Annotated in this window: 19 protein-coding genes, 1 tRNA gene and 1 pseudogene; 7 read left to right on the plus strand and 14 right to left on the minus strand. The window is 64.1% G+C overall.

Features of this window, described 5'->3' with window-relative positions; all coding sequences use genetic code 11:
* Positions 1–68: 68 nt before the first annotated feature.
* Both ACVWW6_RS41425 and chpT read right to left on the minus strand, forming a co-directional pair.
* A complete protein-coding gene (locus ACVWW6_RS41425) occupies positions 69–2921 on the minus strand; it encodes a hybrid sensor histidine kinase/response regulator (RefSeq protein ID WP_456682804.1) in 2853 nt (950 codons plus the stop codon).
* Positions 2922–3118: 197 nt separating this feature from the next.
* Entirely contained in the window at positions 3119–3772 is a 654-nt protein-coding gene (gene chpT, locus ACVWW6_RS41430) for a histidine phosphotransferase ChpT (RefSeq protein ID WP_038967810.1), read from the minus strand.
* A 185-nt stretch (positions 3773–3957) separates the two neighbouring features.
* Here chpT and ACVWW6_RS41435 point away from each other — a divergent pair, with 185 nt between their 5' ends.
* Positions 3958–4788, plus strand: coding sequence for a 3'(2'),5'-bisphosphate nucleotidase CysQ family protein (locus ACVWW6_RS41435; RefSeq protein WP_456682805.1), 831 nt, complete (start codon positions 3958–3960; stop codon positions 4786–4788).
* On the opposite strand, the gene ACVWW6_RS41440 is transcribed toward ACVWW6_RS41435, so the two are convergent.
* The gene (locus ACVWW6_RS41440; RefSeq protein ID WP_456682806.1) at positions 4782–5267 is read right to left on the minus strand and encodes a YHS domain-containing (seleno)protein; all 486 of its coding nucleotides are present in this window, start codon (positions 5265–5267) and stop codon (positions 4782–4784) included. The two genes, ACVWW6_RS41435 and ACVWW6_RS41440, sit on opposite strands and share 7 nt — an antisense overlap.
* A 139-nt stretch (positions 5268–5406) precedes the next feature.
* Here ACVWW6_RS41440 and ACVWW6_RS41445 point away from each other — a divergent pair, with 139 nt between their 5' ends.
* The 3 genes from ACVWW6_RS41445 (at position 5407) to ACVWW6_RS41455 (ending at position 7663) form a co-directional block, all read left to right on the plus strand.
* Positions 5407–6012, plus strand: a complete 606-nt coding sequence (locus tag ACVWW6_RS41445) for a DUF1134 domain-containing protein (RefSeq protein ID WP_028176026.1) — start codon at positions 5407–5409, stop codon at positions 6010–6012.
* Positions 6013–6131: 119 nt separating this feature from the next.
* Positions 6132–7430 (plus strand): hypothetical protein, encoded by a 1299-nt coding sequence (locus ACVWW6_RS41450; RefSeq protein ID WP_456682807.1) that lies wholly within the window; start codon positions 6132–6134, stop codon positions 7428–7430.
* A gap of 158 nt (positions 7431–7588) precedes the next feature.
* Positions 7589–7663 (plus strand) — tRNA-Val (locus ACVWW6_RS41455).
* 330 nt (positions 7664–7993) lie between these two features.
* Here ACVWW6_RS41455 and ACVWW6_RS41460 read toward each other — a convergent pair.
* The 4 genes from ACVWW6_RS41460 to ACVWW6_RS41475 form a co-directional block, all read right to left on the minus strand.
* Positions 7994–8671, minus strand: coding sequence for a hypothetical protein (locus ACVWW6_RS41460; RefSeq protein ID WP_271553110.1), 678 nt, complete (start codon positions 8669–8671; stop codon positions 7994–7996).
* Positions 8672–8717: 46 nt separating this feature from the next.
* A complete protein-coding gene (greA, locus tag ACVWW6_RS41465) occupies positions 8718–9206 on the minus strand; it encodes a transcription elongation factor GreA (protein WP_271553111.1) in 489 nt (162 codons plus the stop codon).
* A 97-nt stretch (positions 9207–9303) separates the two neighbouring features.
* Positions 9304–9789, minus strand: a complete 486-nt coding sequence (locus ACVWW6_RS41470) for a hypothetical protein (RefSeq protein WP_011089960.1) — start codon at positions 9787–9789, stop codon at positions 9304–9306.
* A 144-nt stretch (positions 9790–9933) separates the two neighbouring features.
* Entirely contained in the window at positions 9934–10272 is a 339-nt protein-coding gene (locus ACVWW6_RS41475; protein ID WP_456682808.1) for a hypothetical protein, read from the minus strand.
* Between the two features lie 268 nt (positions 10273–10540).
* Between ACVWW6_RS41475 and ACVWW6_RS41480 the strand changes: the two genes are divergently transcribed.
* On the plus strand, positions 10541–10774 hold the full coding sequence (locus tag ACVWW6_RS41480) for a DUF3551 domain-containing protein (RefSeq protein WP_060910666.1): 234 nt from the start codon (positions 10541–10543) through the stop codon (positions 10772–10774).
* A gap of 330 nt (positions 10775–11104) precedes the next feature.
* Entirely contained in the window at positions 11105–12640 is a 1536-nt protein-coding gene (locus tag ACVWW6_RS41485) for a peroxidase family protein (protein WP_456682809.1), read from the plus strand.
* Between the two features lie 474 nt (positions 12641–13114).
* Here the strand turns inward: ACVWW6_RS41485 and ACVWW6_RS41490 are convergent, their stop codons facing one another.
* The 3 genes and pseudogenes from ACVWW6_RS41490 to ACVWW6_RS41500 all read right to left on the minus strand — a co-directional run.
* Entirely contained in the window at positions 13115–14020 is a 906-nt protein-coding gene (locus ACVWW6_RS41490) for an IS110 family RNA-guided transposase (RefSeq protein ID WP_456682810.1), read from the minus strand.
* Complete coding sequence (gene ltrA, locus ACVWW6_RS41495) at positions 14008–15324, minus strand: group II intron reverse transcriptase/maturase (RefSeq protein WP_202633193.1); 1317 nt, start codon at positions 15322–15324, stop codon at positions 14008–14010. Before ltrA ends, ACVWW6_RS41490 begins: the two co-directional genes overlap by 13 nt.
* 492 nt (positions 15325–15816) lie before the next feature.
* Positions 15817–16065, minus strand: a pseudogene (locus tag ACVWW6_RS41500) (IS110 family transposase); the annotation flags it as partial.
* Positions 16066–16322: 257 nt separating this feature from the next.
* On the opposite strand from ACVWW6_RS41500, the gene ACVWW6_RS41505 reads away from it, so the two are divergent.
* Positions 16323–16760, plus strand: a complete 438-nt coding sequence (locus ACVWW6_RS41505) for a PaaI family thioesterase (RefSeq protein WP_060912627.1) — start codon at positions 16323–16325, stop codon at positions 16758–16760.
* A gap of 424 nt (positions 16761–17184) precedes the next feature.
* On the opposite strand, the gene ACVWW6_RS41510 is transcribed toward ACVWW6_RS41505, so the two are convergent.
* The 4 genes from ACVWW6_RS41510 to ACVWW6_RS41525 form a co-directional block, all read right to left on the minus strand.
* A complete protein-coding gene (locus ACVWW6_RS41510; protein ID WP_404523893.1) occupies positions 17185–18999 on the minus strand; it encodes a caspase family protein in 1815 nt (604 codons plus the stop codon).
* Between the two features lie 227 nt (positions 19000–19226).
* On the minus strand, positions 19227–20093 hold the full coding sequence (locus ACVWW6_RS41515) for a L,D-transpeptidase (protein ID WP_161536243.1): 867 nt from the start codon (positions 20091–20093) through the stop codon (positions 19227–19229).
* A gap of 191 nt (positions 20094–20284) precedes the next feature.
* Complete coding sequence (locus ACVWW6_RS41520) at positions 20285–20803, minus strand: hypothetical protein (RefSeq protein WP_060910664.1); 519 nt, start codon at positions 20801–20803, stop codon at positions 20285–20287.
* Positions 20804–20840: 37 nt separating this feature from the next.
* On the minus strand, positions 20841–22388 hold the full coding sequence (locus ACVWW6_RS41525) for an acetolactate synthase large subunit (RefSeq protein ID WP_028172956.1): 1548 nt from the start codon (positions 22386–22388) through the stop codon (positions 20841–20843).
* Positions 22389–22647 lie beyond the last annotated feature (259 nt).

The raw sequence follows: 22647 nt of genomic DNA on the forward strand, positions 1-22647 counted from the left end.
GATCCCGCTTTTTCGTTTTGAGCATGATCTCGTCGGAAAACCGCTTCACACTTTTCCGGATCATGCTCTTACGCCGCTGCCCGGCTCAGCTCGGAGGCGCCGGCGGCGCCCGCGGTCTGCTCCTTCAGCGCCGCGATCAGACCGGGACGGTCGAACTTGGCGACATAGTCGTGGAAGCCGGCCTGACGGCCGCGCTCGATCGCCGCCGGCGACACCAGCGCGGACAGGCCGATGATCGGCATCGCGCCGAGATTGTTGTCGGAGCGGATCACCTCGGCGAACTCGAACCCGTTCATGTCGGGCATCTCGATGTCGGTCAGGACCACGTCGAAGCTCTGGGCGCGCAGCGCGGCCAGGCCCTCCTGCGCGGTCGGCGCGGTGCGGACGCGGTAACCGGCCGCCTTCAGGACGGGGGCCAGCATGTTGCGGAAGAACGCCGAGTCGTCGACCAGCAGCACCGACTGCGAATGCATCGACGGCTTCATCTCCTTGCGGGTGAACCAGTCGGCGAACGCCATCGGCAGGAAGTGGCCGACGTCAATCACCTCGGTGGCCTGCCCCTTGATCACGGCCGAGCCCAGGATGCCCTGGCTGGAGCCGCCGACCTCGATGTTGAGGCGTTCCTCGACGATGTCGATGATCTCGTCGACGACGAGGCCCATGGAGCGGCCGTCGTCGGCGAACACCAGGATCGGCTGGGCGCCCTGGCTGGCAACAGTGACGCTCTCCATGGCGACGAGCGGCATCAGCTGCTCGCGGTACTGCACCATGTAGCGGCCGTTGCTGAACTCGATCTTGTCGGCGGGGAGCTCTTCCAGGCGCGTAACGAGCCCGAGCGGGACCGCCTTGGGCTGCGACGAGCCGGCGCGGAACACCAGCAGCGAGGTGGTCTGCTCGCCACTTCCGATGTGATGGGCCCCGTTCTCGTCGCCCATGTCATGGGCCGAGGAGCCGGCGGCGCCGAGCGCCTTGGCAATGCCGTTGGGGTCGATGATCATGATGACGGCGCCATCGCCCAGGATGGTGTTGCCGGAGAACATGTCGATGTGACGCAGTTTTGTCGACATCGGCTTCACCACGATCTCTTCCGTATGGAAGACGCCGTCGACGACGATGCCAAAGGTCTGGCTGCCGACCTGCGTCACCACGATAAAACCGTTCTCGGGATCGCTGGCCGCGCCGTCGTCGATCTTGAGCAGCTTCTTCAAATGGATCAGCGGCAAGAGCTTGTTGCGCAGGCGCAGGACGGCGGTGTCCTTGATGCGCTCGATGCGGTGCTCGCTGTTGGCGCGGGCCCGGACCAGCTCGACGACGGAGAGCTGCGGGATCGCAAAGCGGTCGCCGGCGGCTTCCACGATCAGCGCGGAGACGATGGCCAAGGTCAGCGGGATCTTGATGGTGACGCTCGAGCCCTCGCCGGCCACCGACTTGATGTCGATGGTGCCGCCGATCTGGTCGATATTGGTGCGCACCACGTCCATGCCGACGCCGCGGCCCGACACCGAGGTGATGGCGGCCGCGGTCGAGAAGCCCGGCGCGAAGATGAACTTGTGGATCTGGGCTTCGCTCATCTTCTCGAGCTCGGCCTCGGTGACGAGACCCGAGGAAATGGCCTTGGCCTTGATCCTCTCGGTGTTGAGGCCGCGGCCGTTGTCGGCGATGCAGATGATGATGTGGCCGCCCTCGTGATAGGCGGAGAGGCGGATGGTGCCCTGCTCGCCCTTGCCGGCCGCGAGGCGCTCGGCGGGGGTCTCCAGGCCATGGTCGGCGGAGTTGCGCACCATGTGGGTGAGCGGGTCCTTGATCAGGTCGAGCACCTGACGGTCGAGCTCGGTGTCGGCGCCGTGCATCTCCAGCTCGATCTGCTTGCCGAGTTCGCTCGACAGGTCGCGGACGATGCGGGGCAGCTTCTGCCAGGCATTGCCGATCGGCTGCATGCGCGTCTTCATGACGCCTTCCTGCAGCTCGGCGGTGACGTTGGAGAGACGCTGCAACGGCACCTTGAACTCGGTGTCCTCATTGCGGCGGGAGATCTCCAGCAGCTGGTTGCGGGTCAAGACCAGCTCGGAGACCATGGTCATCAGATGCTCCAGCGTATCCACGTTGACGCGGATCGACTGGTTGGCGATGCGGTCGCCCTCGGAGGCGCCCTCGTCGGCCATCGACTTCTTCGGCGCGGCCTTCTCCTTGGCGGCAGGCTTGGCAGCTTCCTTGGCAGCCTCTTTGGCAACAGGGGCCGGAGCTTCAGCAACCGGCGCGGGCGCGGGCGCGGCCTTGACGATTGGCGCGGGGATTGGGGCTTCGATCGCGGTTTCGCGGAAGGCGCGCTCGAGCTCGTCCAGCGACACCTCGCCCGGGCGCAGCGGGCGCTCCAGGGTCTGGTCGATCAGCGAACCCGTGGTCATGTCCTTGGCCGGCGCAGCGGCGGCCGGAGCTTCCGGCACCAGCGGCGGGGCGTCAGCAACAGCAGTAGCGCTGCCAGCCGCCGGCATCGGCTGCGCCGAGCCTGACGCGATCGGCGAAGCCGACGCTGACATTGCCGCCATGCCCTGCTCGACCATCGCTTCCAGCTTGTCGATGAGATCGCGGTCGGTGCCCTCCGGCTCGGCTTCGGTCGCCTCGAGGCCGGCGAGGATCTCCTTGATGCGGTCGATCGAGGACAGGATCACCGTCACCGCCTGCCCCGTCACCGGCATGCCGTCGCGGAACTTGCCCATCAGCGTCTCGCCGGCATGCGCCAGCGCTTCCAGTCGCGGCAGGCCGAGGAAGCCGCACGTCCCCTTGATGGTGTGGACCAGGCGGAAGATGTTATCCAGGATCTTGGCGTTGTTCGGCTCCTGCTCGAACTTCACCAGCTGATTGTCGACGGTGTCCAGGCTCTCGCTGGTCTCCGTCAAGAACTCCCGCAACAGATCATCCATGAAAACAGGCCTTCATACAGGGAGGGCGCGCACGAGGCGTGATGCGCCATTTCGGAATGAGGCCAGCTTCACCGCAAAGCGTTTAATAATGGTTGAGTATGTGGAAAAGAACGGAACCAACAAAGAGATAAGGCGCTCCGGACAAGCCGAAGCGCCTCGTAAAGATTCGATTAACGTCTTGAGAGCGATGCGCGCGTTTACGAAGCGGTAACGATGATGGCTGCGCCTTCCGGTGCGAGCGTCACGGTGAGCCCGCAGGCCTGCGCGAGCAGCCGCGTATAATAAGGCTGGATCGCGTGCGCATCCGCAGCGGGCCCGCGCTCGCCGCTCAGGAGCTCGGCGATGTTCTGCGGCAGGCGCGCGTTGTGCCCGGTCGCGGTGATGCGAAAGCTCATCGTCTCGCCCTCGCCGACCGGATCGATCGTCAGCGTGCCGCCGCGCGGGATCGTGTGCTGGGCCACGACCAGCATGTTGAGCAGCAGCTTGACGCGATTCTTCGGCAGCAGCAGCCGCGGCAGATTCCACGTGATCGTGCACTTGCCGTCCTCGATGTGGCCGCGCGCCATGGTCTGGGCATCGCCGAGGTCGATCTGGGCGCCGGAGGAGCCGGCGGCGCCGAAGGCGAGACGGCAGAACTGGAGGCGGGCGGAGGCCGTCTTGGCGCTCTTGCGAATCAGGTCGAGCGCGAACTCGCGGTCCTCGGGCTTGGGATCGTCGTCGAGCACTTCGAGCCCGTTGACGATGGCGCCGACGGGGCTGATGAGATCGTGGCAGACCCGCGAGCACAGCAACGCGGCGAGTTCGAGCATATCGGGAGCAGTAGCGGTCGCGGGCGACGAGGCGTCAGACATATAATGGGGTCCTGGAGGGTTCCTGGAATTGCACGGCGCTGGACGCCGCGAATCACGCATGCTTGACGGATGCTGCGGGTTCTAACATTCGCAAGCCTGCGGCAGCTAGCTTGCGATCGGTTCGGGGCGGCCATAAAGCCAGGGCGAATCAGTCGAGCAGGAACGGAATTGCCGATGAATGAGGCATGCAGGTGAAGCGGATCATCGACGGCGCGGCCGCATCCGGCCTGATGGAGCCGCTCACCGCGCTGGTGGTGAAGGCGGGCGAAGCGATCCTCGCGGTCAACCGCGCGGCGATGCGGGTCGACGGCAAGCAGGACGGCTCGCCGGTGACCGAGGCCGACCTTGCCGCCGACCGCGTCATTGCGGACGGCCTGGCGCAGCTCGCAGGCGACATCCCGACGCTGTCGGAGGAACGGACCCAGCTCGCCGCTCCGCCGTTCCGCGACAGCTTCTTCCTGATCGATCCGCTCGACGGCACCAAGGAGTTCGTCGCCGGCCGCGACGAGTTCACCGTCAACCTCGCCCTCATCACTCAGGGGGTGCCGCTGCTCGGCATCGTCAGCGCACCCGCACTCGGGCTGCTCTGGCGCGGCATCGTCGGCCGCGGCGCCGAGCGCGTCAGATTTGACGGCGCTACCATCGGTGCCGCCGAGCCGATCCATACCCGCAAGCTGCCGGCGCCGGGCGAGCCCTGGGTCGCGGCGGTGAGCCGCTCGCACGGTGATCCCAAAAGCGAAGCGTTCATCGACAACAGGCCCAATGCCGTCAGAAGGACGGTCGGCTCGGCCGTGAAATTCGGCCGGATCGCGGAAGGCAGCGCCGACATCTATCCCCGCTTCGGGCCCACTTCGGAGTGGGATGTCGGGGCCGGCTGCGCGGTCGTGACCGCGGCCGGCGGCAAGGTCACCGACGGCAAGGGCGGCGAGATCCTGTTCGGCCAGCGGCAGGACACCGGCTTCATCATCCCGGAGTTCATCGCCTGGGGCGACCCGCAGGCGGTAGACCGCTACTGACTGAGCTGCTCCTGAAGCGCCGGCCAGCGCTTGCCGACTTCGTAGAGGAAGCGCTCCGGATTGGCGGCGAAGGCGTCGCGATTGGCCTCCCGGCTGAACAGGTAAAGTCGCTGCGCCACGATCGCGAAGAAGCGGGGGTTGCCGGCGATGGTGACGCCGCGGGCGATGTCGGCAGGGTCATAGCCGCCGAACTGCGGCCCATAGATCTCGGGATGGGCCAGGAAGGAGGCCCGGTTGCCCTCGTTCCGGAAGCGCCAGACCGCACCCCAGAGGTTCGCTTCGAACTCAGCCGTCCCCTGCACGGCGCTGCCATCGACGAAATAGGCGACGGGATCGAAGCCCTCGATGGCGAGGCCGCTGAAGCGGTTGACGACGATCCGTTCGGTGGTGGCAGCCTGGGCGGGCAACCATGCGCAGGCCATCAAAATGCCCGCCAGCAGGCAGACGAGGCGGCCGATCAAGGCAATTCCGGGGCGCAAAGGGCTATCTTCCTGCCGTTGTGCCGTCATAGTTGCTGCGGATAACATCCGAGTCGAGGGGACATCCGGCGCAACCTAGAGCCGTGCCTGTTGGCGTCAGGTTAAGGAAGCGATCGGATTCGATACCAGGGGTTCTTTTATGACTTTCGCATCACGCCTTGCTGCGCTCGCGCTCGCCGCGATGGTCGGCTGGATCGTGCCGGCCTCCGCCCAGCAGGCGCCGCCGCCCAACCTGCCGCCGCCGCAGCGGACCCCGACGCCCACCACCTATGGGCCGGACGAGCTCGTGACCGCCGGCCACCGCTTCTTCGGCAACGTCTCGCGCGGGCTCGCCTCGATCATCGAGAAGGCGGTCAGCCAGTGGGGCCTGCCGAACGGCTATATCCTGGGTGAGGAAGGCTCCGGCGCCTTCGTCGCCGGCCTGCGCTATGGCGAAGGCACGCTCTACACCAAGAACGCCGGCGACCTGCGCGTCTACTGGCAGGGCCCCTCGCTCGGCTTCGACTGGGGCGGCGACGGCGCGCGCACCATGACGCTGGTCTACAACCTGCCCGCCACCAACGCGATCTACCAGCGCTTCGCCGGCCTCGACGGCTCGGCCTATATCATCGGCGGCTTCGGCATGACGGCGCTCACCGCCAACAACATCGTGCTGGTGCCGATCCGCTCCGGACTCGGCCTGCGGCTGGGAGCCAATATCGGCTACCTGAAGTACACGCCGCGCGCGACCTGGAACCCGTTCTAGGACTCCCTCCACCGGTCCAATTCCGGATTCACGTTAACAACAGGGCGGGGCTGGCTTTTTGCCGGCCCGCCATGCATTGTCGTTGGTAAATTTTTCCTTAGCTTTGGGAGTTCTGGCCCATGGTCGAACCGATCATGTACCTGGCGATCGGTTTCCTGCTCGCGATGCTGTGCGGGCTTGCCATCGTGCCGCTGGTGCATAACCGCGCGGTGCGCCTGACCACGCGCCGGCTCGAGGCCGCCACCCCGCTGTCGATGGCCGAGATCCAGGCCGACAAGGACCAGCTCCGCGCCGAATTCGCCATGTCGGCGCGACGGCTCGAGATGAGCGTCGACCAGCTCAAGAACAAGACCACGAGCCAGCTCGCCGAGCTCGGCAAGAAGAGCGACGCCATCAACCGCATGAAGATCGAGCTCGGCGAGAAGAACGCCACGATCTTCGCGCTGGAGGCGCGCGAGAAGGCGGTGAAGGAGCAGCTCCGCGCCACCGAAGAGGAATTCAGCGCCAAGACCGAAGCATTGCGCGGCGCCGAGAATGCGCTGACCGACAAGCAGAACGAGCTGGCAAAGATCAACTCCGAACTGTCCAACCGCTCGATGATGGCGGAGAGCCGCCAGGTCGAGCTGGTCGCGGTGCGCGCGCAGATCGAGGAATTGAAGAACCGCGTCGGCGATGCCGAGAAGGAGTTTGCCGCAACGCAGGCGCGGCTGACGCAGGAGCGGACCGAATCCGAGACCGCCTCGCGCGAGCTCGGCGATGCACGCGGCCGCGTCGAGAATCTGAGCCAGCGCGTCAACGAGCTCGATCGCCAGCTCATCGTGCAGGTGAAGGAGGCCGAGATGCTCTCGGGCCGCGTCGCCGACCTCGAGGGACGCCTCGCCACGCAAGGCAAGCTGCTCGCCGAGCGCGACTACGAGAACAACCAGCTCCGCCAGGCCAGCGAGGGCTCCGAGCGCACCATCAAGGAGCTGCGCGTCGAGATCGCCGCCTTGAGCGACGGCAAATCGTCGGCCGCCATGGAGCAGCTGCGCACGGAAAAGGCCGCGCTGGAGGAGCAGCTCCGCACCGCGCGCGACGAGCGCGCCAAGCTCCAGCGCGACATCAACGCGATCCAGCAGCAGGCGGAAAGCTCCTGGGCGACCGAGCGCATGGAGAACGCGCTGCTGCGCGAGCGCATCAACGACATCGCCGCCGAGGTCGCAAAGCTGGCGATGCAGCTCGAAGGCCCGAACTCGCCGATCGAGGCGCTGCTTGCGGCCGAGGCCGGCCAGCCGCCGAAGCCGGCGCCGCGCCCGGCCAACGACGCCGCCAGCAACGGCGCGGCCGCAGGCACCCTGCCCGAGGGCGGCGGAACGCTGGCCGAGCGTATCCGCGCGCTCCAGGCCCACGCCTCCCGCGCCCGCCAGCAGGGTGCGTAAGCGGGCCGAAACCCGGCTTCACCGCTGGATTGCGGGATCCACGGAAGGTTTTCGGGCCGGAGGACGCCTCGAAACTTGACACCTTCGGCCCGCACTTCTAAATCGCGGGCTCTGATACGCCGGCCGGCCGAAAGTCCGGCCGTCGGCATGATGGTCCCGGGCGCATAGCTCAGCGGGAGAGCGTTCCCTTCACACGGGAGAGGTCCAAGGTTCGATCCCTTGTGCGCCCACCATCCATCCTCCTGAACCCTGCCGGTTGCTGACGATCCCCGACGCCTGGCGGCTATCGTCACCCGCCCAAATCAAAAATGTCGAAAACAACCCCATGCACAGTAGCCGACATCAGTCGGATCAATGGGTTACGCCTTTTCCGAATCGACTTGCTCCGTCGGGCAAGACAGGGGCATGATGGCAGCATTCGAGGAGAGAGTTCCTGAGCCCGTCATTGCGAGCGCAGCGAAGCAATTCCAATATCCCTCCGCGGAAAGACTCTGGATTGCTTCGCTGCGCTCGCAATGACGGAGCAAGGGACGAGACCGCGCCGGTTCACGCGCACGCAAGCTTCAAGCGGCCCGAGCCGGCCGCAAGGCTGCGTAGAGGCCTACGAGGGTCCCGATGGCGACCAGCGCTGCCGCCAGCAGCAGCTGCAATTCGCCATCATCGGTGGCGCCTACCGACGATACAAGTCTGGTCACGACGACGAACAGAACGCCCACGGAGGCCGCTGCACCCACGCAAAGATGGACGATCTCTCGCGTCAAGTTACGGCCGAGCAGTCCGAGTGCCGTGAAATACATCGCGCACGCGTTGGGGTGAACGAACAAGGCAACGCGCGCGTAGGGACCGTAGGCGTCGAGCAGGGACTCACACCGGCCCAGTGCCGCTTTTGAGGCAACCCGCTGCAACAGCGGTCTGAAAAAACGAGCCTGTCCGTAACTCAGGACGGCACCCACGATGATGGCCAGCCACGCCACGATAAAGACGGAGACATCCGCAGGCTTCGGATTGAGCGCCACGGACATCAGGATGAGGGCGGTCCCGGGAAAATAGCCAAAATACGGGAAGACCGACTCCAGCAGCACGCAGACGAACATGAAGACCGGAAACCACGGTGACCCGGTCGCATCCTGGACAATGGCGTTCAAGTCGAAGAGATCGGTCTTGTACAGGACGAGGTACATGCACATGGCTAGTCCAGCCAGCGCGTAGAACGGCAACGCTCCCGACAGAAACCGTCTCATCCAACCATCGGGCTTTGTTGCGCGGGCACAGCACAGACCATCGATATCAGCACGATCCGATCGACAGAATCTCGATCTCCTGCGCGCCCGCTCCCACGACGTCTCCCACCGCCTTCCCGATCAGCGACCTCGCGACCGGCGAGACGAACGAGATCGAGCCGGCCTTCGGGTCGGCTTCGTCCTCGCCGACGATGCGATAGGTCTGCACGCGGCCGTCAGGGCGGCTGAAGGTCACCGTGCTGCCGAAGGCGACGGTGTCGGTCGAGGCCGGGGTGGGAATGACCTGCGCGGTGCGCAGCCGTTCCGTCAGATAGCGCGCGTCGCGCAGGGGGACCGCGGACTGCCGGCGCTTCTCGTTGACGTCGTCGATGGCTTGCGCGGCCTCATAGGCCTCACGCGCCTCTTGAAGCTGCGTCTGCAAGGCCTGCAAGCCCGCTTCGGTCACGAAGTTCGGATGAGGCGAGATCGGCCGATCCGGCAACAGCGTCTCGGACGCGGTTTCGGCGCTTTCTTCCTTGGTAAAGGCGACGCTCAATTCGTAAATCCTGTCGTACTGTTTTGGCTAACGGCGGTGCGTTCGCGCCGCAATCCCCGGGGATCGCGCGTCCGCACCTCACGGGCGATTGCCCGGACTATATCTCAAGCTGGACGAAACGGCGCAGCTTGAAGACGAGGTCCGGCATGGCCTGGCGGAACCGCGTCGCGTTCTGGAACGTGGTCGAGAACGGCGCGAAGGTGATCATCGCGTTCCAATGCCGGTATCCGTAGACCGTGACCGAGACGCCGGACGCGGGAAAGTCGTCCAGCTTGCGCAGCTCGCCGAGCACGAGATCGGCAATCGCTTCCGCGGGCAGCAATCGCTTGCCATCCGGTGTCGTGGCGATTTTTGCGGGCGGTTCGGCCGGCTTGGCGCCCGCAGGCTCGGCATTGGACGCATTGTCGGGCTTGGCCGGTGCCGCTTCGGGGATGGACGCCTCGACCGGCTCAAATCCATTCGTCGGCGCTGTCGGTGGACCCTCGGTGAGCGGCGGCGGTGCGACGACGTCTGCGCGCTTGTTGCCTCCCAGGATGCTGCTGATCATGGCCACAAGGCCAGCATCCTTCACGTCGTCACTCATTACGTCCCCCGGCTTTGGCCTACTCTAGCACTGCTCCGGCAGATCGCCACAACGTATGTATGGTCCGCCTCCCGCTGGCCAGGGCGCCTCCGTGTTGCACCGGCGGCGCGCGCGTCCAATTGCGCCGCGCTGCCGTGCGATCCGTCACTGCTTCTCGAACGGAATATATTGCTGGTACTGCCTGGGCACCGAGCTGCGATAGCGCGCGGGCACCGTGCCGGTGTCGACCGAATGATCGATCTCCTGCTGCCGCGTCATCCTCTTCTTCGCCGGCTTCTTCGATGCGCTCTTCTTGGAAACGGACGGCTGGCCTGGCGTGTCGGTGGTCGCGCTCGGCGTTGTCGTCGTCGCGGCCGGGGCGGCGGTCGTCGCCGCAGGCGCCGGGGTCCCGCCGGCGGCTGGAGCGCTCTGCGCCAGCGCGAGCGGCGTTTGCATGAGAAGCGCCAGCGCTGCTGTCGCAGCCAGCAAATATGACCTTTGCATCAGAACCTCCAAAATAACTGACCCGAATGAGGCAAAGCGTAGGCCTCCGGGAGCAACGTGGGCACGTCCGCCGACGGTAGGCCGGAACCCGGCCGCGAACTGTGGCCGAGATCACATTACTCGCCGCGGCTTGCCTCATCATAGACGCACGTCGAACGCAGCGCCCACTGCGGACACCAAGACAAGCACGACAAAGTGTCGGGCAAGTCCCGGAACACGCGGTTCGAGCTGGTGTTCCACATCCAACCGTTCCCAAAGGGAGACTGAAATGCGTCGCACCATCCTCACTCTCGCATCGTTCGTGGCCTTGATTGCAGCGACATTCCCGGCGGCCCAGGCCCACGCCGCCAACGACAGATATTGCCTGCAAGGCCGCATCTGGGGCTATCCCGGCAACTGCCAGTTCGCGACCTATCAGCAGTGCCAAGCCACCGCCTCCGGCACGTCGGCCTATTGCGGCGTCAACCCGCGCTACGCGTTCTCGCAGCAGCGCTATTACTGACGAATTTGCGGCGTGCGCGCATGACGCGCGCGCGCCGCCACAATTTTACGAGAAGACGGTCCACTGCGCCGATGGCCCGGCGAACCGACGTTGCGCCAAGCAGCTTGCGCCCGTCGATGACGAGAATGTTATCCGTCATCGTTTTGGGAAAAATTTGCAAAGCCCTGCCGCAGCTTGTCCGCAACGCTCCCTCCCCCCAAAAATCGTCGATGCCTGACAATTGTGATCTATCTCGCTTTCGGCGGGCGTGGTCTAGCCTAGCCTGCATATTCCAGCGCGAACAACTTCAGCTCGATTTGTTTCCATCGTGATTTTCCAGGGAGGTCATTTATGAGCAGCCGCCACAGCATTACTCCGCGCGGCCTGAACGCAACGCGTTCGTCGCTTTCGCAAGGCCGCTTCGGCCGCATGTTCCGCAAGCTCGCCCCGGCGAAATTCGGCCACAACGACGCCGACAATGTCGCGAACCTTTCGGCGCTGGCCGACAAGATGGTCGCCGATTTCGATGGGCCGAAGGACGGACCGGACGCGGAGGAGAGCGGCATTCCCGCGCTCTACACCTATTTCGGCCAGTTCATCGACCACGACATCACGTTCGATCCCGTCAGTTCGCTGACCAAGCAGCAGGATCCCGACGGGCTCGTCGACTTCCGCACGCCGGCGCTCGATCTGGACAATCTCTACGGCCGCGGTCCGAACGACCAGCCCTACATGTACGACGGCATCAAGTTCCGCCTCGGCGAGAAGCTGACCGGCGCGGGCGTGCCCGATGCCAGCGACCTGCCGCGCTTCAAGGGCCGCGCCCTGATCGGCGATCCCCGCAACGACGAGAACAGCATCGTCTCGCAGTTCCAGGCCCTGATGCTGCGCTTTCACAACCGCATGGTCGACGACAATGACAGCCTGTCGTTCGAAGAGGTGCAGCAGCGCGTCCGCTTCCACTATCAGTACGTCGTGCTGAACGACTTCCTGCCGCGCATCGTCAAGGCCGACGTGCTGGATGAGCTGAAGACCGCGGGCCAATACGACCGCAGCAAGCTCGCCCACTATCACTGGAAGACCTATCCGTTCATGCCGGTCGAGTTCTCGGTTGCGGCCTACCGTCTCGGCCACTCCATGATCCGCCCCGGCTATCGGCTGAACGATGCGGGCAATATGCTATTGCAGATCTTCCCCGACCCCCACAATCCCGACACGAACGCGCTGACCGGCTTCCGCGCCATGGGCCCGGGCCGCGCCATGGACTGGGGCCGCTTCATCGATCTGGACACGCGCCCTTACGGCGTCGAGGACGACGACACCAATCCCGACAACAAGAAGCGACTTCAGTTCGCCTATCGCATCGATGCCTCGCTGGTGGATCCGCTGCGCAAATTGCCGCCGGAAGTCGCGTCCAATCCGTCGTCGCTGGCGCTGCGCAATCTCGAACGCAGCTGGCGGCTCGGCCTGCCCTCGGGCCAGGCGGTCGCCAGGGCGATGAATTTGACGCCGCTGACGGACGATCAGATCATCATCGGCAAGGCCGTGGACGAGCCCGGCGCAGGCGATCCACAAACCGGGATCGCAACCATCGCGAACGGCGTGTTCGCCGGCAATTGCCCGCTCTGGACCTACATCCTCGCCGAGGCGCGGCAGTCCCCGGCCGACGTCCCGATCCCCGTCACGGGCGGCCCCGGCACCGTCAAGACGCCGCAGCTCGGCCCCGTGGGCGGTCGCATCGTCGCCGAGGTGTTCCTGGGCATGATGTTCGGCGACAATTCCTCGGTGCTGTCGCAGGACCCGCAATGGACGCCGGTCTCCGGCTCCGGCTTCGCGCTGAAGGACATCGTTGCCTACGCACTCGGCCAGGGCGATCCGCTGCACTGAGCCTACGCGGACGATGACGCGAGGGCCGCCCGCATCACGCGAGCGGCCTTTTGTCATCGCACGCGACGGGGAGAAGCGACCGGATTCCTAACGCGCATCGAGTGACCTGAAGATCAGTCAGCTCTCGGGCGTGTCCTCATAAACTCGTCACGTCCGGTTTGCTCTCAGAAGGCGACATCGAGACCGACACGCCACCAGTTCGGCCTTGGGCCATGTGTGGACGGCTCCGGGTTGGCAAGAAGAATCTTCACTTTGCAGCGTGGTCGGAGCAGCCATGTGTTCGGCCTGTTTGTGCGGTACTCATGACCGCTGGCCATAATGCCCTCCGCGGATCAGGTCCCGGTCAATACCTCGCATTCGATGATGCTGTGGCCCATGTGGGTTGTCCTGATCGCCGGATCGACCGGCACTGCATTACGTGCTGTTCGCCTTCCCAACCGTTACGTCACGCCGGGTTTTCCCGTGTGATCTCATTCACGCCGCGAGAGCGGCGGGTTCCTTGTAACGTTCGTTCCTGGCCATCATCGCCCAAGCCATCCGGGCGAGTTTGTTGGCCAGTGCGATAGCGGCAACCTTGGTGGGGCGCCGGGCCAACAATCGAGTGAGCCAGGGCCGATGATCGGTGCCATGGATCTTGGCATAGCGGATCACGGCGAGCGCGCCAGCCGTGAACAGGCTGCGCAAATAGCGATCGCCTTGCTTGCTGATACTGCCAAGCTTGTCCTTGCCCCCGCTCGAGTTCTGCTTCGGCACGAGCCCCACCCAGGCCGAGAAGTCCCGTCCCGATCGGAAAGCCTTGGGATCCGCAATGCTGGCGACCAAGGCTGTTGCCAACGCCGGCCCGACGCCGGGGATCGCGTCCAGCCGTTTGCTCGTCGCGCTTGATCGATGCCAGGCGATGATGCGTCGGTCGAACTCCAGGATTTGAGCCTTCAGTGCCCGCAACTGACTGCCGAGAGCAGCAAGACACGCACGGGCCACCTCGGGGAGCCGGTGGTCGGCTGAATCGGCGACGACTTCCAGCAGTTGCTCGACACCCCTGCGTCCGACAGGGGCGATGATCCCGAACTCGGCAAGATAGGCGCGGATTGAGTTGATCACGGCAGTCTGCTGGCGGATGAAGAGATGGCGCGCCCGGTGAAGCATCAAACAGCTCTGTTGCTCGACCGTCTTGGTCGGCACGAACCGCATGTTGGGTCTCGTGACTGCCTCGCAAATCGCCTCCGCGTCGGTGCTGTCGTTCTTCTGCCGCTTGAGTAGAGTCGAGGAGAGGCGCGGTGATGCGCTTGTTGCGCGTTCCGTTTCCTCTCCCCGCTCATCAAACCGGACGTGCGGTTTTCCCGCATCCGGCTTTCCGACAGGTTTCGTCACAAGGCGCACGTCGGCGACACTTTGCGCACGCGGTTCAGCACAAGTACGCCAGGGTTCCCATAGATCTGATCAGAGAACCGTCTGACGCCACGTCCTGGCGTCTTATGTCGTCTGCGCAGAAAGGCGAGCACGCGGTCAAAGACGTGTCGATCAACGGCCTGATGAGCCGTAGCAAGCGAGCCATAGCTGAAGTAAGCGGACCAGCCGCGCAGAAGGCGGTTCAGTCGTGCTTGTACTTCGGGCCAAGCGCCCTTGTTGCCCGGCGTCAGCAGTTCGCTGACCTTCCTCTTGATCCGCAGCACGCTTTTCTTCGACGGAGCCGCGCCAAGATACCACCGCCCCCCATTGCGGAAGTGGCGGGGTCCGAGCGTGTACCCAAGGAAGTCAAAGCTTTCCAATCGGGCATTCTTCACCGAGGTTTTAGTCTCGTTGAGTGTCAGCCCAAGCTTGGTCATCACCGCTTTCGTCCACGTCAATGCGTCTTCCGCGTGGCCGCGGCTGAGAATGACGAAGTCGTCGGCATAGGAGATAATCTGGCCATGGAATGCTTCACGCCGACCGCTGAGACGCCAATGCTTCAGGAACCGGTTCATGTAGATGACGGAGAGCAGCGGACTGATGACACCGCCCTGTGGCGTGCCACACTTGTTGCTCTTACCGCCGCTCATGCGCCGTTTCCCGTTGCTATCCCGCTCCTCGACCGGTACTCGCAGCCATAACTTAATCAGCCGCAGCACATTCCGGTCGACGATGCGTCGGGCCACCGATTTGAGGAGGTCCGAGTGCGGTATCGTGTCGAAGTATTTCGACAAATCGGCGTCAACAACATCTGTGTAGCCCCGGCACATAAGCCGGTGCACTTCCTTGACGGCATCGACCGCGCTGCGGCGCGGGCGATATCCATAAGCTCCGTCCTCAAAATCCGCCTCGAAGATCGGTTCCAGCACGATCTTTGCAGCAGCTTGGACGACCCGGTCCCGGATTGTTGGGATACCGAGCGGACGTTCGCCGCCGCCGGGCTTCGGGATCATCACCCGCCGCACCGGATCGGGCCGATAGGTCTTCGTGACGAGTTCATCGCGCAGGCCAGCCAACCATGCTTCGAGTCCCGACGCGTCGATCTGTTCGAAAGTTATTCCGTCCACTCCCGGCGCACCCGCGTTGGCGCGGGCCAGCTTGTAGGCATGGCTCAGAATGTCCTCGCGGCAGATCTTGTCGTACAGCACATAGAAGCGGAAGGCAGGCTCCGCCTTCGCTTTGCAATAAAGCTTTCTCTGAAGGCTCCTGATCTTATCGGGCGTTTCAAGGCTCATCGCCAATCTACCCTTTCCCTCGCCATCTTCAAAAGCGCACCTGAAGTCAGGGTCCTTTCCTCCGCCGGAATTACCCGGTTTCATCGGTACCTTTGACCCTGTCCGACTCCCGTCCGGTCCATCGACTACTCAATGCTGAAGGCGCGACCTTCGACCAAGACGGGTCTCCCCCGATTACCCGTACTACCTTTCCAACGTGCCGTGCCCATTACCCCGGTGAACCAGACAGGTGCGTGCGTCGATTGCTTTCCTGTCTGCACGGCCTTCCCCGCCATACGATCGGATCGGCATTCACATCGTAACTTTCGAGGCGTGCTCAGGCTTCACTCACGTTACGGCCCGCTGGATTGCTCGGCCGCCTAAAGCGACCTTTGTCACGAGGCTTCGATCCGTCCGATTGCTCGTCCAAACCGCTCGTCAGCTACCAGATCAATCGACAACTCTCTGGGTGGATCCTTCCTCCACTGGTAATACGCGCCGTCGGGGCGCACCGTAGGGCTTCACATAGGCCGGAGGCATCAATCGCACCGTATGCCCTAACGCCTGCAGCTCGCGGGACCAATGGTGCGATGATGCGCACGCCTCGATCCCCACCAGGCATGGCGGCAGCTTCTGGAAAAAAGCCAGGACGTGCCGGCGCCTCAACTGGCGGCGTATCACCACCTGGCCGGCTGTATCAACGCCGTGCACTTGGAAGACCGACTTCGCGATGTCCAGACCGATCGTCGAAATTGACTGCATAGGCTGCTCCTCCGAATCGTGGGAGCCTCAAACGGCGCCCACTCCTTGGCACTCTCGTGCCGGTGGAGGAGCCGTCCACAGCATCAATTCCGGACTTATGCACCGCAGCGAGCTACGCTTTGTTTGATCACCTCGTCGGCAGTGGAAACCACCTTTCTTGGGCGGCACTTGGATGCCGAACCACGGGTACGATTGTTTCTTGCGGATCGTCAGCGAATGGCACAGGTTTTCGCCAAGAAAGGAGCTCGCGCATGACCATGAACAGCACCGGTATCCCCGAAGGTTTCGAACCGCACTTCCGTAAGAGCCCTTTCACCGATCCTTGGGAACCGCTCTATTCGAAGCAGACGGACAAAGCCGTGATCATCGGATTACGGCTGGCCAAGCCGCACACCAATGCACGTGGCAACGTTCATGGCGGGCTGATCTCCGCGCTAGCTGACAACGCGATGGGCTATAGCTGCGCGCAGGCGATTGGCTGGGCATCGTCGCTGGCGACGATCACTCTTGTGGTCGACTTCACCGGCATCGCGCAGATCGGGCAATGGCTCACCGTGGACAGTGAGGTGATCAAAACCGGCAGAACGATCTGCTTCGCGCAAAGTCTAATCAAGGCCGACGACAGTGTAATCGCTCGGGCGAACGCCACGTTTCGCGCAGTGCCGAAGCATGAGGGTGACACTCATCCCCGTTAGCCGTTAATGCTCGCACCACACAACCGGCCTGAAAGAGCTTTCAGATCGATCTAGGTCCGCAACGGGTCAAAAGCAGCGGTGGACGCCAAGTAAGATCGGCGTCCGGTTTGCCCCCGACATCCGACATGACACGCGCTCAATCGACCTTCGGCTAAGGGCCAATAGCTGACATTCCGCTTATTCCATCGCTTCGTCGGCCCCGAGAGAGGTGCGCAGCGGAACAGTGATGTCTGCTCAGCGCTCGTTTACACCGAGAGGGTCGGCGGTTCGAATCCGTGACCGCCCACCATCACGCCCATTGCAGCCCAAAATCATAATGTGATCAGAGTATCCAGAGCCTTGCGGAAGGCAAGCCGCCGATCTGTCACAGGGATCACTCCTAAGCAAGGCGTTTGCATGCCGACGAACGCGGCCGGCGCGATGGTCAGTCGCACACCTCGCGTTGAATGAGGATACCCGATCCGTTGCCTGGGCTGTATCCACTCGCTATCCGACAGCCTTTGCCCACGGGCCTGCATCCCGCACCATTGCAAATCATCTGACCAGACGCTTGTGGCTTGGCTGGCGCTGTTTCTGTCCGCTTCCGCTGCTCATCACGTTTGATTGCCTCATCCCGCGTCGCGACCGGCTTCTTGTCCTGCAGCTTCTCGCATTCATTGTCGTCATTGACGCGATAGCCCGCGCGGCAGGTGATCTTCACGCAGGCATCGCCGTCGGCCCTGAAACCGTGGTCGCAGACCAGCGGGCAGACGCGACCCGGCTTCGCCTTGATTGCATCCAGCGCATCGAAGCTCGCGAGCTTGGCGTCGAACTTGGTGCCGGCGTATTTGTTGAACAGCGTCAGCGAGCGTTGTGACGCCGCATTCCAGTCGCCGTCCGCCGAGCTTGTCAGACAACCGACGCGGCGGAGTTCTGACTGCACCAGCTTCGTCGTTTCCTGGGGCGACATCGCCGGCGGGGTCGAAGAGGGCACTACGGCCGCGACCTTTTGCTCGGTGTTGGCGGCGATTTGTTTCTCGCCAGCCTGCTTGGCGGTTGCCTCGGCCGCCGCCTTGTCGGCCGCTTGCTTCTCGGCGAGCGCTTTGGCAACGGCGGCCTCGGCCTCCTTTCTTCGCTGCTCAGCGGCGGCGGCTTTTGCCTCCTCGATCTGCTTAGCCCTCTCAGCGCCCAGACGGGCATCCTCGGCGGCCTTGGCGGCTACCGCTGCCTTTTCCTGCTCGACCTTTTTGGCACGGTCGGCCGCGAGCCGGGTTTTCTCCTCTTCGGCCTGTCGAGCCTTGTCGGCGGCCGCAGCGCGTGTTTCCTCGGCGGCAATTTTCTTGAGCTGCACCTTTGCCAAGTCGGCATAAAAGCCGTTCGGGAAGGCCCTGAGAAACGCCTCCCATGCGTCACGGTCGCCCGCCTGAAGTGCGAGTTCGTAGCCCCTGCGGATTGCATCATCAGGGCTCGCCTGCGGTCCTGTGGCCGCCGGCTCCGCAGGCACGAGGGAAACGTCGTCACCACCCAGCGAGCCATAGACATACGGCTCCTGCTTGTAGCCGGTGTTCTTGAGGACGTCGTCGCGGACGAAGCCGAAAGCTTTACGCAGGTCGAGCCCCGGCGTTGGGAGGCGCTCGACCAGGGCTGCCGCAAATGGGCTGTTTCTGGAGTCCCCGTCTGAGGCCGTCGAGCCGGCTTTCGCCGCGAAGGCGATCATGGTGTTCGGGCTGGTCGGCTCGACCTTGGCAAGGCCGCGGCCGATGGCGCGCGCGGCAATCGTCCGCTTCATGGTTTTGGCGAACGGGTTATCGCGGCAGGCATCGAGGATGACCAGGCGGAGCTGCTTGGCCGGCTCGACCGCGAACAGAGCGCGGTCCAGCGGCAGCGTCTCGTCGAGGACATCGCTGTCCGTCTCGAGCGTGGCATCGGTGGGGATCAGATAATTGGTGCCGTCGAGCTCGATGCCATGACCGGCATAATAGACGACGGCCACATCGGTCTCACGCGCCCTGCCGCCGAAGTCGCGGAGCGCGCGGCGCATCTCGGCGGCATTGAGATCGAGCTTGATGTCGACCTGGTCGAATCCGGCCTTCTTGAACATGCCACCGATCAGCGTGGCATCATTAACCGGGTTCGTAAGCCTCGGCACGCTCTTGTAGGCCGAATTGCCAATAACGAGCGCGACGCGACGCTCGGCGTGCGCCGAACCGCAGGTTAGCCAAACGACAAATAGCAATGAAAACCAGCGAAATGCGCCCATCACAGCCCCGAACATCACGTGCGCAGCGTATGCGGAGCCTGCCGAAAGGCAAGTATTGGATCTGTGATGCTGATCACTCAGGACTTCGGCATGTCGCCTATGGGTCAAAAGCGGCCGTCGGGGCCGAGTGCTGCAAAGCGTCCGCTATCGGTCCAGAAGCTGACTAAAAAGCGGCGACTTGAATTGCCTCCCTGTCTTCAGTTGCAGACCGAGGACGGAGGACTGAGCTACTGGGCCTCGGCGATCTTCGGTCCGGATGACAGCATCTGCGCGTTGGCTGCCGAGGGCCGGTTCGACGGCGATGCCGGGTCCGGCGATCGGGAAGCGGCGTCAGGCGGCGCTCCCTGGGATGGCCGACGGGCAGCGGTTGCCGGAAGCACGATCACTTTCGCTCCGACTTTCACCCGCTCATAGAGGTCCTCGACGTCCTCATTGGTCAGCCGGATACAGCCGGACGAAACCCGCTTCCCGATCGTATCGGGCTTGTTGGTGCCGTGAATTCTATATTCGGTCTCGCCCAGATACATCGCCCGGGCGCCGAGCGGGTTGCCGGGACCGCCTGCCATGAAACGCGGCAGATAAGGCTGACGCGAGACCATCTCCGCAGGCGGGCGCCAATCCGGCCATTCTGCTTTGCGAGCCACAGTCTGCTCACCGGACCATGCGAAACCTTCGCGGCCAACACCGATGCCGTAGCGCATCGCCTGCCTGTCGTTCAGAACGAAATAGAGGAATGTGTTTTGGGTATCGATGATCACAGTGCCCGGTGTCTGGTGGCTGGCGTAGTCAACCACCTGCCGGACAAGTGCGCCGGGACCGTCAGCGGCTTTTGGCGGTTCGACCAGAGGCGCCGGGGCCGGGGCCGGAATCGGAGCCGGAGCTGGCGCCGATGCATGAACCGGAGTTGCCACGTAAACCGGGGATGACGATGCCATGGCTTGGGGTGCGGACGGCTTCCCTATGGGTTGCACGCTCGCCGGGCGAGACAGCAAACCGTACCCCAACGCGGCGACGGCCACGACGCCAACTGCAACTCTCGCGGCCATCGGTAGTGCGAACGTCTTCGCCTTTCCACGTTTGGCCCGCTTGCTCATGTCTTTCCCCAGGTCACCATGCCCAAGAGAGGTACCCGGCAACATTTAAGAAACTTCGAAGCGATCCCGCTCAGACTGGAACCCGTTGACGGTGGTTAACGCCGGACTCTTGTGACGCGAAGCGGACACGCTCCGCTGTTTCGTTAACGACGGCTTCGGGTCACAAGCCGTCGCTGCTGGCCAAGCGGACCCTAGCGCAAAGCCCCGAGGCCGAGCTCCGCGAGGCGCGTCGCGAACCAGCGCGACAGCGGCTCATCGACGAGGCCGCCGACATAGACCTCCGACATCGTCACATGGTGCTTGTCCAGCACCAGCAGCACGCCGATCCAACAGGCGAACCAGACATGCGGATCGGTCAGCGCCCGCAGCTTGTGCTGGTCGTGCGTCACCGACGTGTGATTACTCGCTTTGCGGATCTCGACGCTAAGCAAATTGTTCGGGATCTCGCGCTGATGCACGACGACATCGGGATAGATCGACTTGTCCAGATGGTCGTCGGTCGAGACGATGGTGCCGTGCGGCAGATGCAGCGTGCGCTCGCCGAGCCGGTCGTAGTTGCAATCGACTGACCAGCCGGCGAACTGCTTCTCCAGATGCACGGCGAAGCGATGCGTGATCGCGCGCTCGCCGATGTCCTTTTCGAACAGGAATCCTTCGTGGGCGTAGAAGTCCCGGAGCGCCGCGATCACCTTGTTCAGCTCGGTCTGCATCGTGCCCCCCGGCCCTCGGCGCTCCCTATGATGCGCCCTACATCTGAACTTCGATCAGCCGCGGCCCGGGCTCGGCGACGGCTTCGGCCAGTGCCTTGTTGAACTCGTCGGCATTGGTGACGGCGCGGCCGGGCACGCCCATGCCCTTCGCCAGCGCCACGAAATCCAGCGTCGGACGGTCGAGCCGCAGCATGTCGTTGGCGCGCTGGCCGGGCTCGCCGGCGCCGACATTGTCGAACTCGCCGCGCAGGATCTGGTAGATGCGGTTGGCGAACACGATGGTGACGATGTTGAGGTTCTCGCGCGCCTGGGTCCACAGCGACTGGATCGTGTACATCGCGCTGCCGTCGCCGACCATGGTGATCACCTTGCGGTCCGGGCAGGCGATCGCGGCGCCGATCGAGAGCGGTGTGGAGAAGCCGATCGAGCCGCCCATGTTCTGCAGCCAGTCGTGCGGCGCGGCGGCGGCTGTCGGCGGGAAGAAGGCGCGGCCGGTGGTCAGCGACTCATCGACCAGGATCGCGTTCTCGGGGATCGCATAGGCGATCGATTGCGCGATCGACGCGTGGGTCAGCGCGCCGGTCGGCTTGACTAGCTCCTGCACTGCCTGCGGCTTGACGTCCTTGGCACTGGCCTTCACCGCGCCGGCGAGCGCTTCCAGCGCCGCGACCGAATTCTCGCCCCAGGAGGTCATGCGATGGACGTCGCAGCCTTCGGGCCTCAGCACGCTCGGCTTGTTCGGATAGGCGAAGAACGCCACGGGATCGTCGGACTCGACCAGCACGATATGGCGGAACTTCGCCAGCATCGGCAGCGCGTTCTCGATCACGTAGTGGATGCGATCAATCGAGAAGCGGCCGCGGCCGCGCGCCATCTTGGGACGGAAGGTCGGGCCCATCACGGTGCAGCCGGTCTTGGCCGCGATGCGCTCGGCCAGCGCGAGGCCCTGCTCGCTCAGCGCGCTGCCGGTCATCAGCAGCAGCGTGCCCTCGCCGTCGCCGTGCAGGATTTTTGCGGCCTGCTCGACCGCCTGCGGCGAATAGCTCGCGCGCTGCTGCTCGGCCGGGACCTCGGCGATGCCGTCGGCCTCGTTCCAGGCCGTGTCGGCGGGCAGGATCAGGGTCGCGATCTGCGGCGGCGCGCTTTTGGCGGCGGCAATCGCCGCGGCGCCGTCAGCGGCAACCGATTTGGAATCCGGCGAGGTGCGGACCCAGGACGACATCGGCCGGGCGAGCCCCTCGATGTCGGAGGTCAGCGGCGCGTTGTAGCCGATATGGTAGACCGCGTGCTGGCCGACGATGTTGACGATGCCGGAATTCGCCTTCTTGGCGTTGTGCAGATTGGCAAGGCCGTTGGCAAGGCCCGGGCCGAGATGCAGCAGGGTCGAGGCCGGGGTGCCCTTCATGCGGAAATAGCCGTCGGCAGCGCCCGTCACCACGCCTTCGAACAGGCCGAGCACGCAGCGCATGCCCGGGACGCGGTCGAGCGCTGCGACAAAATGCATCTCGGAGGTGCCCGGGTTGGTGAAGCAGACGTCGACCCCACCCTTGACCATCGTCCGCACCAGGCTTTCCGCACCGTTCATTCTTTTTGCTCCCACAACCGGCGATTTCGAGTGATCCATCTGACCAATCATTGTTCGCGGCATCCGTCAAAGCAATAGGGGGCATCGCGGCCCTGCCCCGCGCCGCGACGCGCTGGTTTGGCTAACGCTTTTTGGCAAACTGGCCCGGTTGCCGATTTGGTAACGCCATTCGTTAATGGTTGGCTTGTTCGGAAAGGACTTGCCTCACGGGGCCGTGGCTTGCGAAATGCCGGCAAATATGGCCTGTGGCCTTCGTTGA

The organism is Bradyrhizobium sp. USDA 3311, assembly GCF_054062495.1.

Bases quoted from the DNA above. Each gene is read 5' to 3' on its own strand.
- ACVWW6_RS41515 (WP_161536243.1), bottom strand. From the start codon at position 20,093: ATGAGCAAGCGGGCCAAACGTGGAAAGGCGAAGACGTTCGCACTACCG.
- ACVWW6_RS41510 (WP_404523893.1), bottom strand. From the start codon at position 18,999: ATGGGCGCATTTCGCTGGTTTTCATTGCTATTTGTCGTTTGGCTAACC.
- chpT (WP_038967810.1), bottom strand. From the start codon at position 3,772: ATGTCTGACGCCTCGTCGCCCGCGACCGCTACTGCTCCCGATATGCTC.
- ACVWW6_RS41520 (WP_060910664.1), bottom strand. From the start codon at position 20,803: ATGCAGACCGAGCTGAACAAGGTGATCGCGGCGCTCCGGGACTTCTAC.
- ACVWW6_RS41480 (WP_060910666.1), top strand. From the start codon at position 10,541: ATGCGTCGCACCATCCTCACTCTCGCATCGTTCGTGGCCTTGATTGCA.
- ACVWW6_RS41445 (WP_028176026.1), top strand. From the start codon at position 5,407: ATGACTTTCGCATCACGCCTTGCTGCGCTCGCGCTCGCCGCGATGGTC.
- ACVWW6_RS41460 (WP_271553110.1), bottom strand. From the start codon at position 8,671: ATGAGACGGTTTCTGTCGGGAGCGTTGCCGTTCTACGCGCTGGCTGGA.
- ACVWW6_RS41435 (WP_456682805.1), top strand. From the start codon at position 3,958: ATGCAGGTGAAGCGGATCATCGACGGCGCGGCCGCATCCGGCCTGATG.
- ACVWW6_RS41470 (WP_011089960.1), bottom strand. From the start codon at position 9,789: ATGAGTGACGACGTGAAGGATGCTGGCCTTGTGGCCATGATCAGCAGC.
- ACVWW6_RS41450 (WP_456682807.1), top strand. From the start codon at position 6,132: ATGGTCGAACCGATCATGTACCTGGCGATCGGTTTCCTGCTCGCGATG.
- ltrA (WP_202633193.1), bottom strand. From the start codon at position 15,324: ATGAGCCTTGAAACGCCCGATAAGATCAGGAGCCTTCAGAGAAAGCTT.
- ACVWW6_RS41525 (WP_028172956.1), bottom strand. From the start codon at position 22,388: ATGAACGGTGCGGAAAGCCTGGTGCGGACGATGGTCAAGGGTGGGGTC.
- ACVWW6_RS41475 (WP_456682808.1), bottom strand. From the start codon at position 10,272: ATGCAAAGGTCATATTTGCTGGCTGCGACAGCAGCGCTGGCGCTTCTC.
- ACVWW6_RS41485 (WP_456682809.1), top strand. From the start codon at position 11,105: ATGAGCAGCCGCCACAGCATTACTCCGCGCGGCCTGAACGCAACGCGT.
- ACVWW6_RS41505 (WP_060912627.1), top strand. From the start codon at position 16,323: ATGAACAGCACCGGTATCCCCGAAGGTTTCGAACCGCACTTCCGTAAG.
- ACVWW6_RS41425 (WP_456682804.1), bottom strand. From the start codon at position 2,921: ATGGATGATCTGTTGCGGGAGTTCTTGACGGAGACCAGCGAGAGCCTG.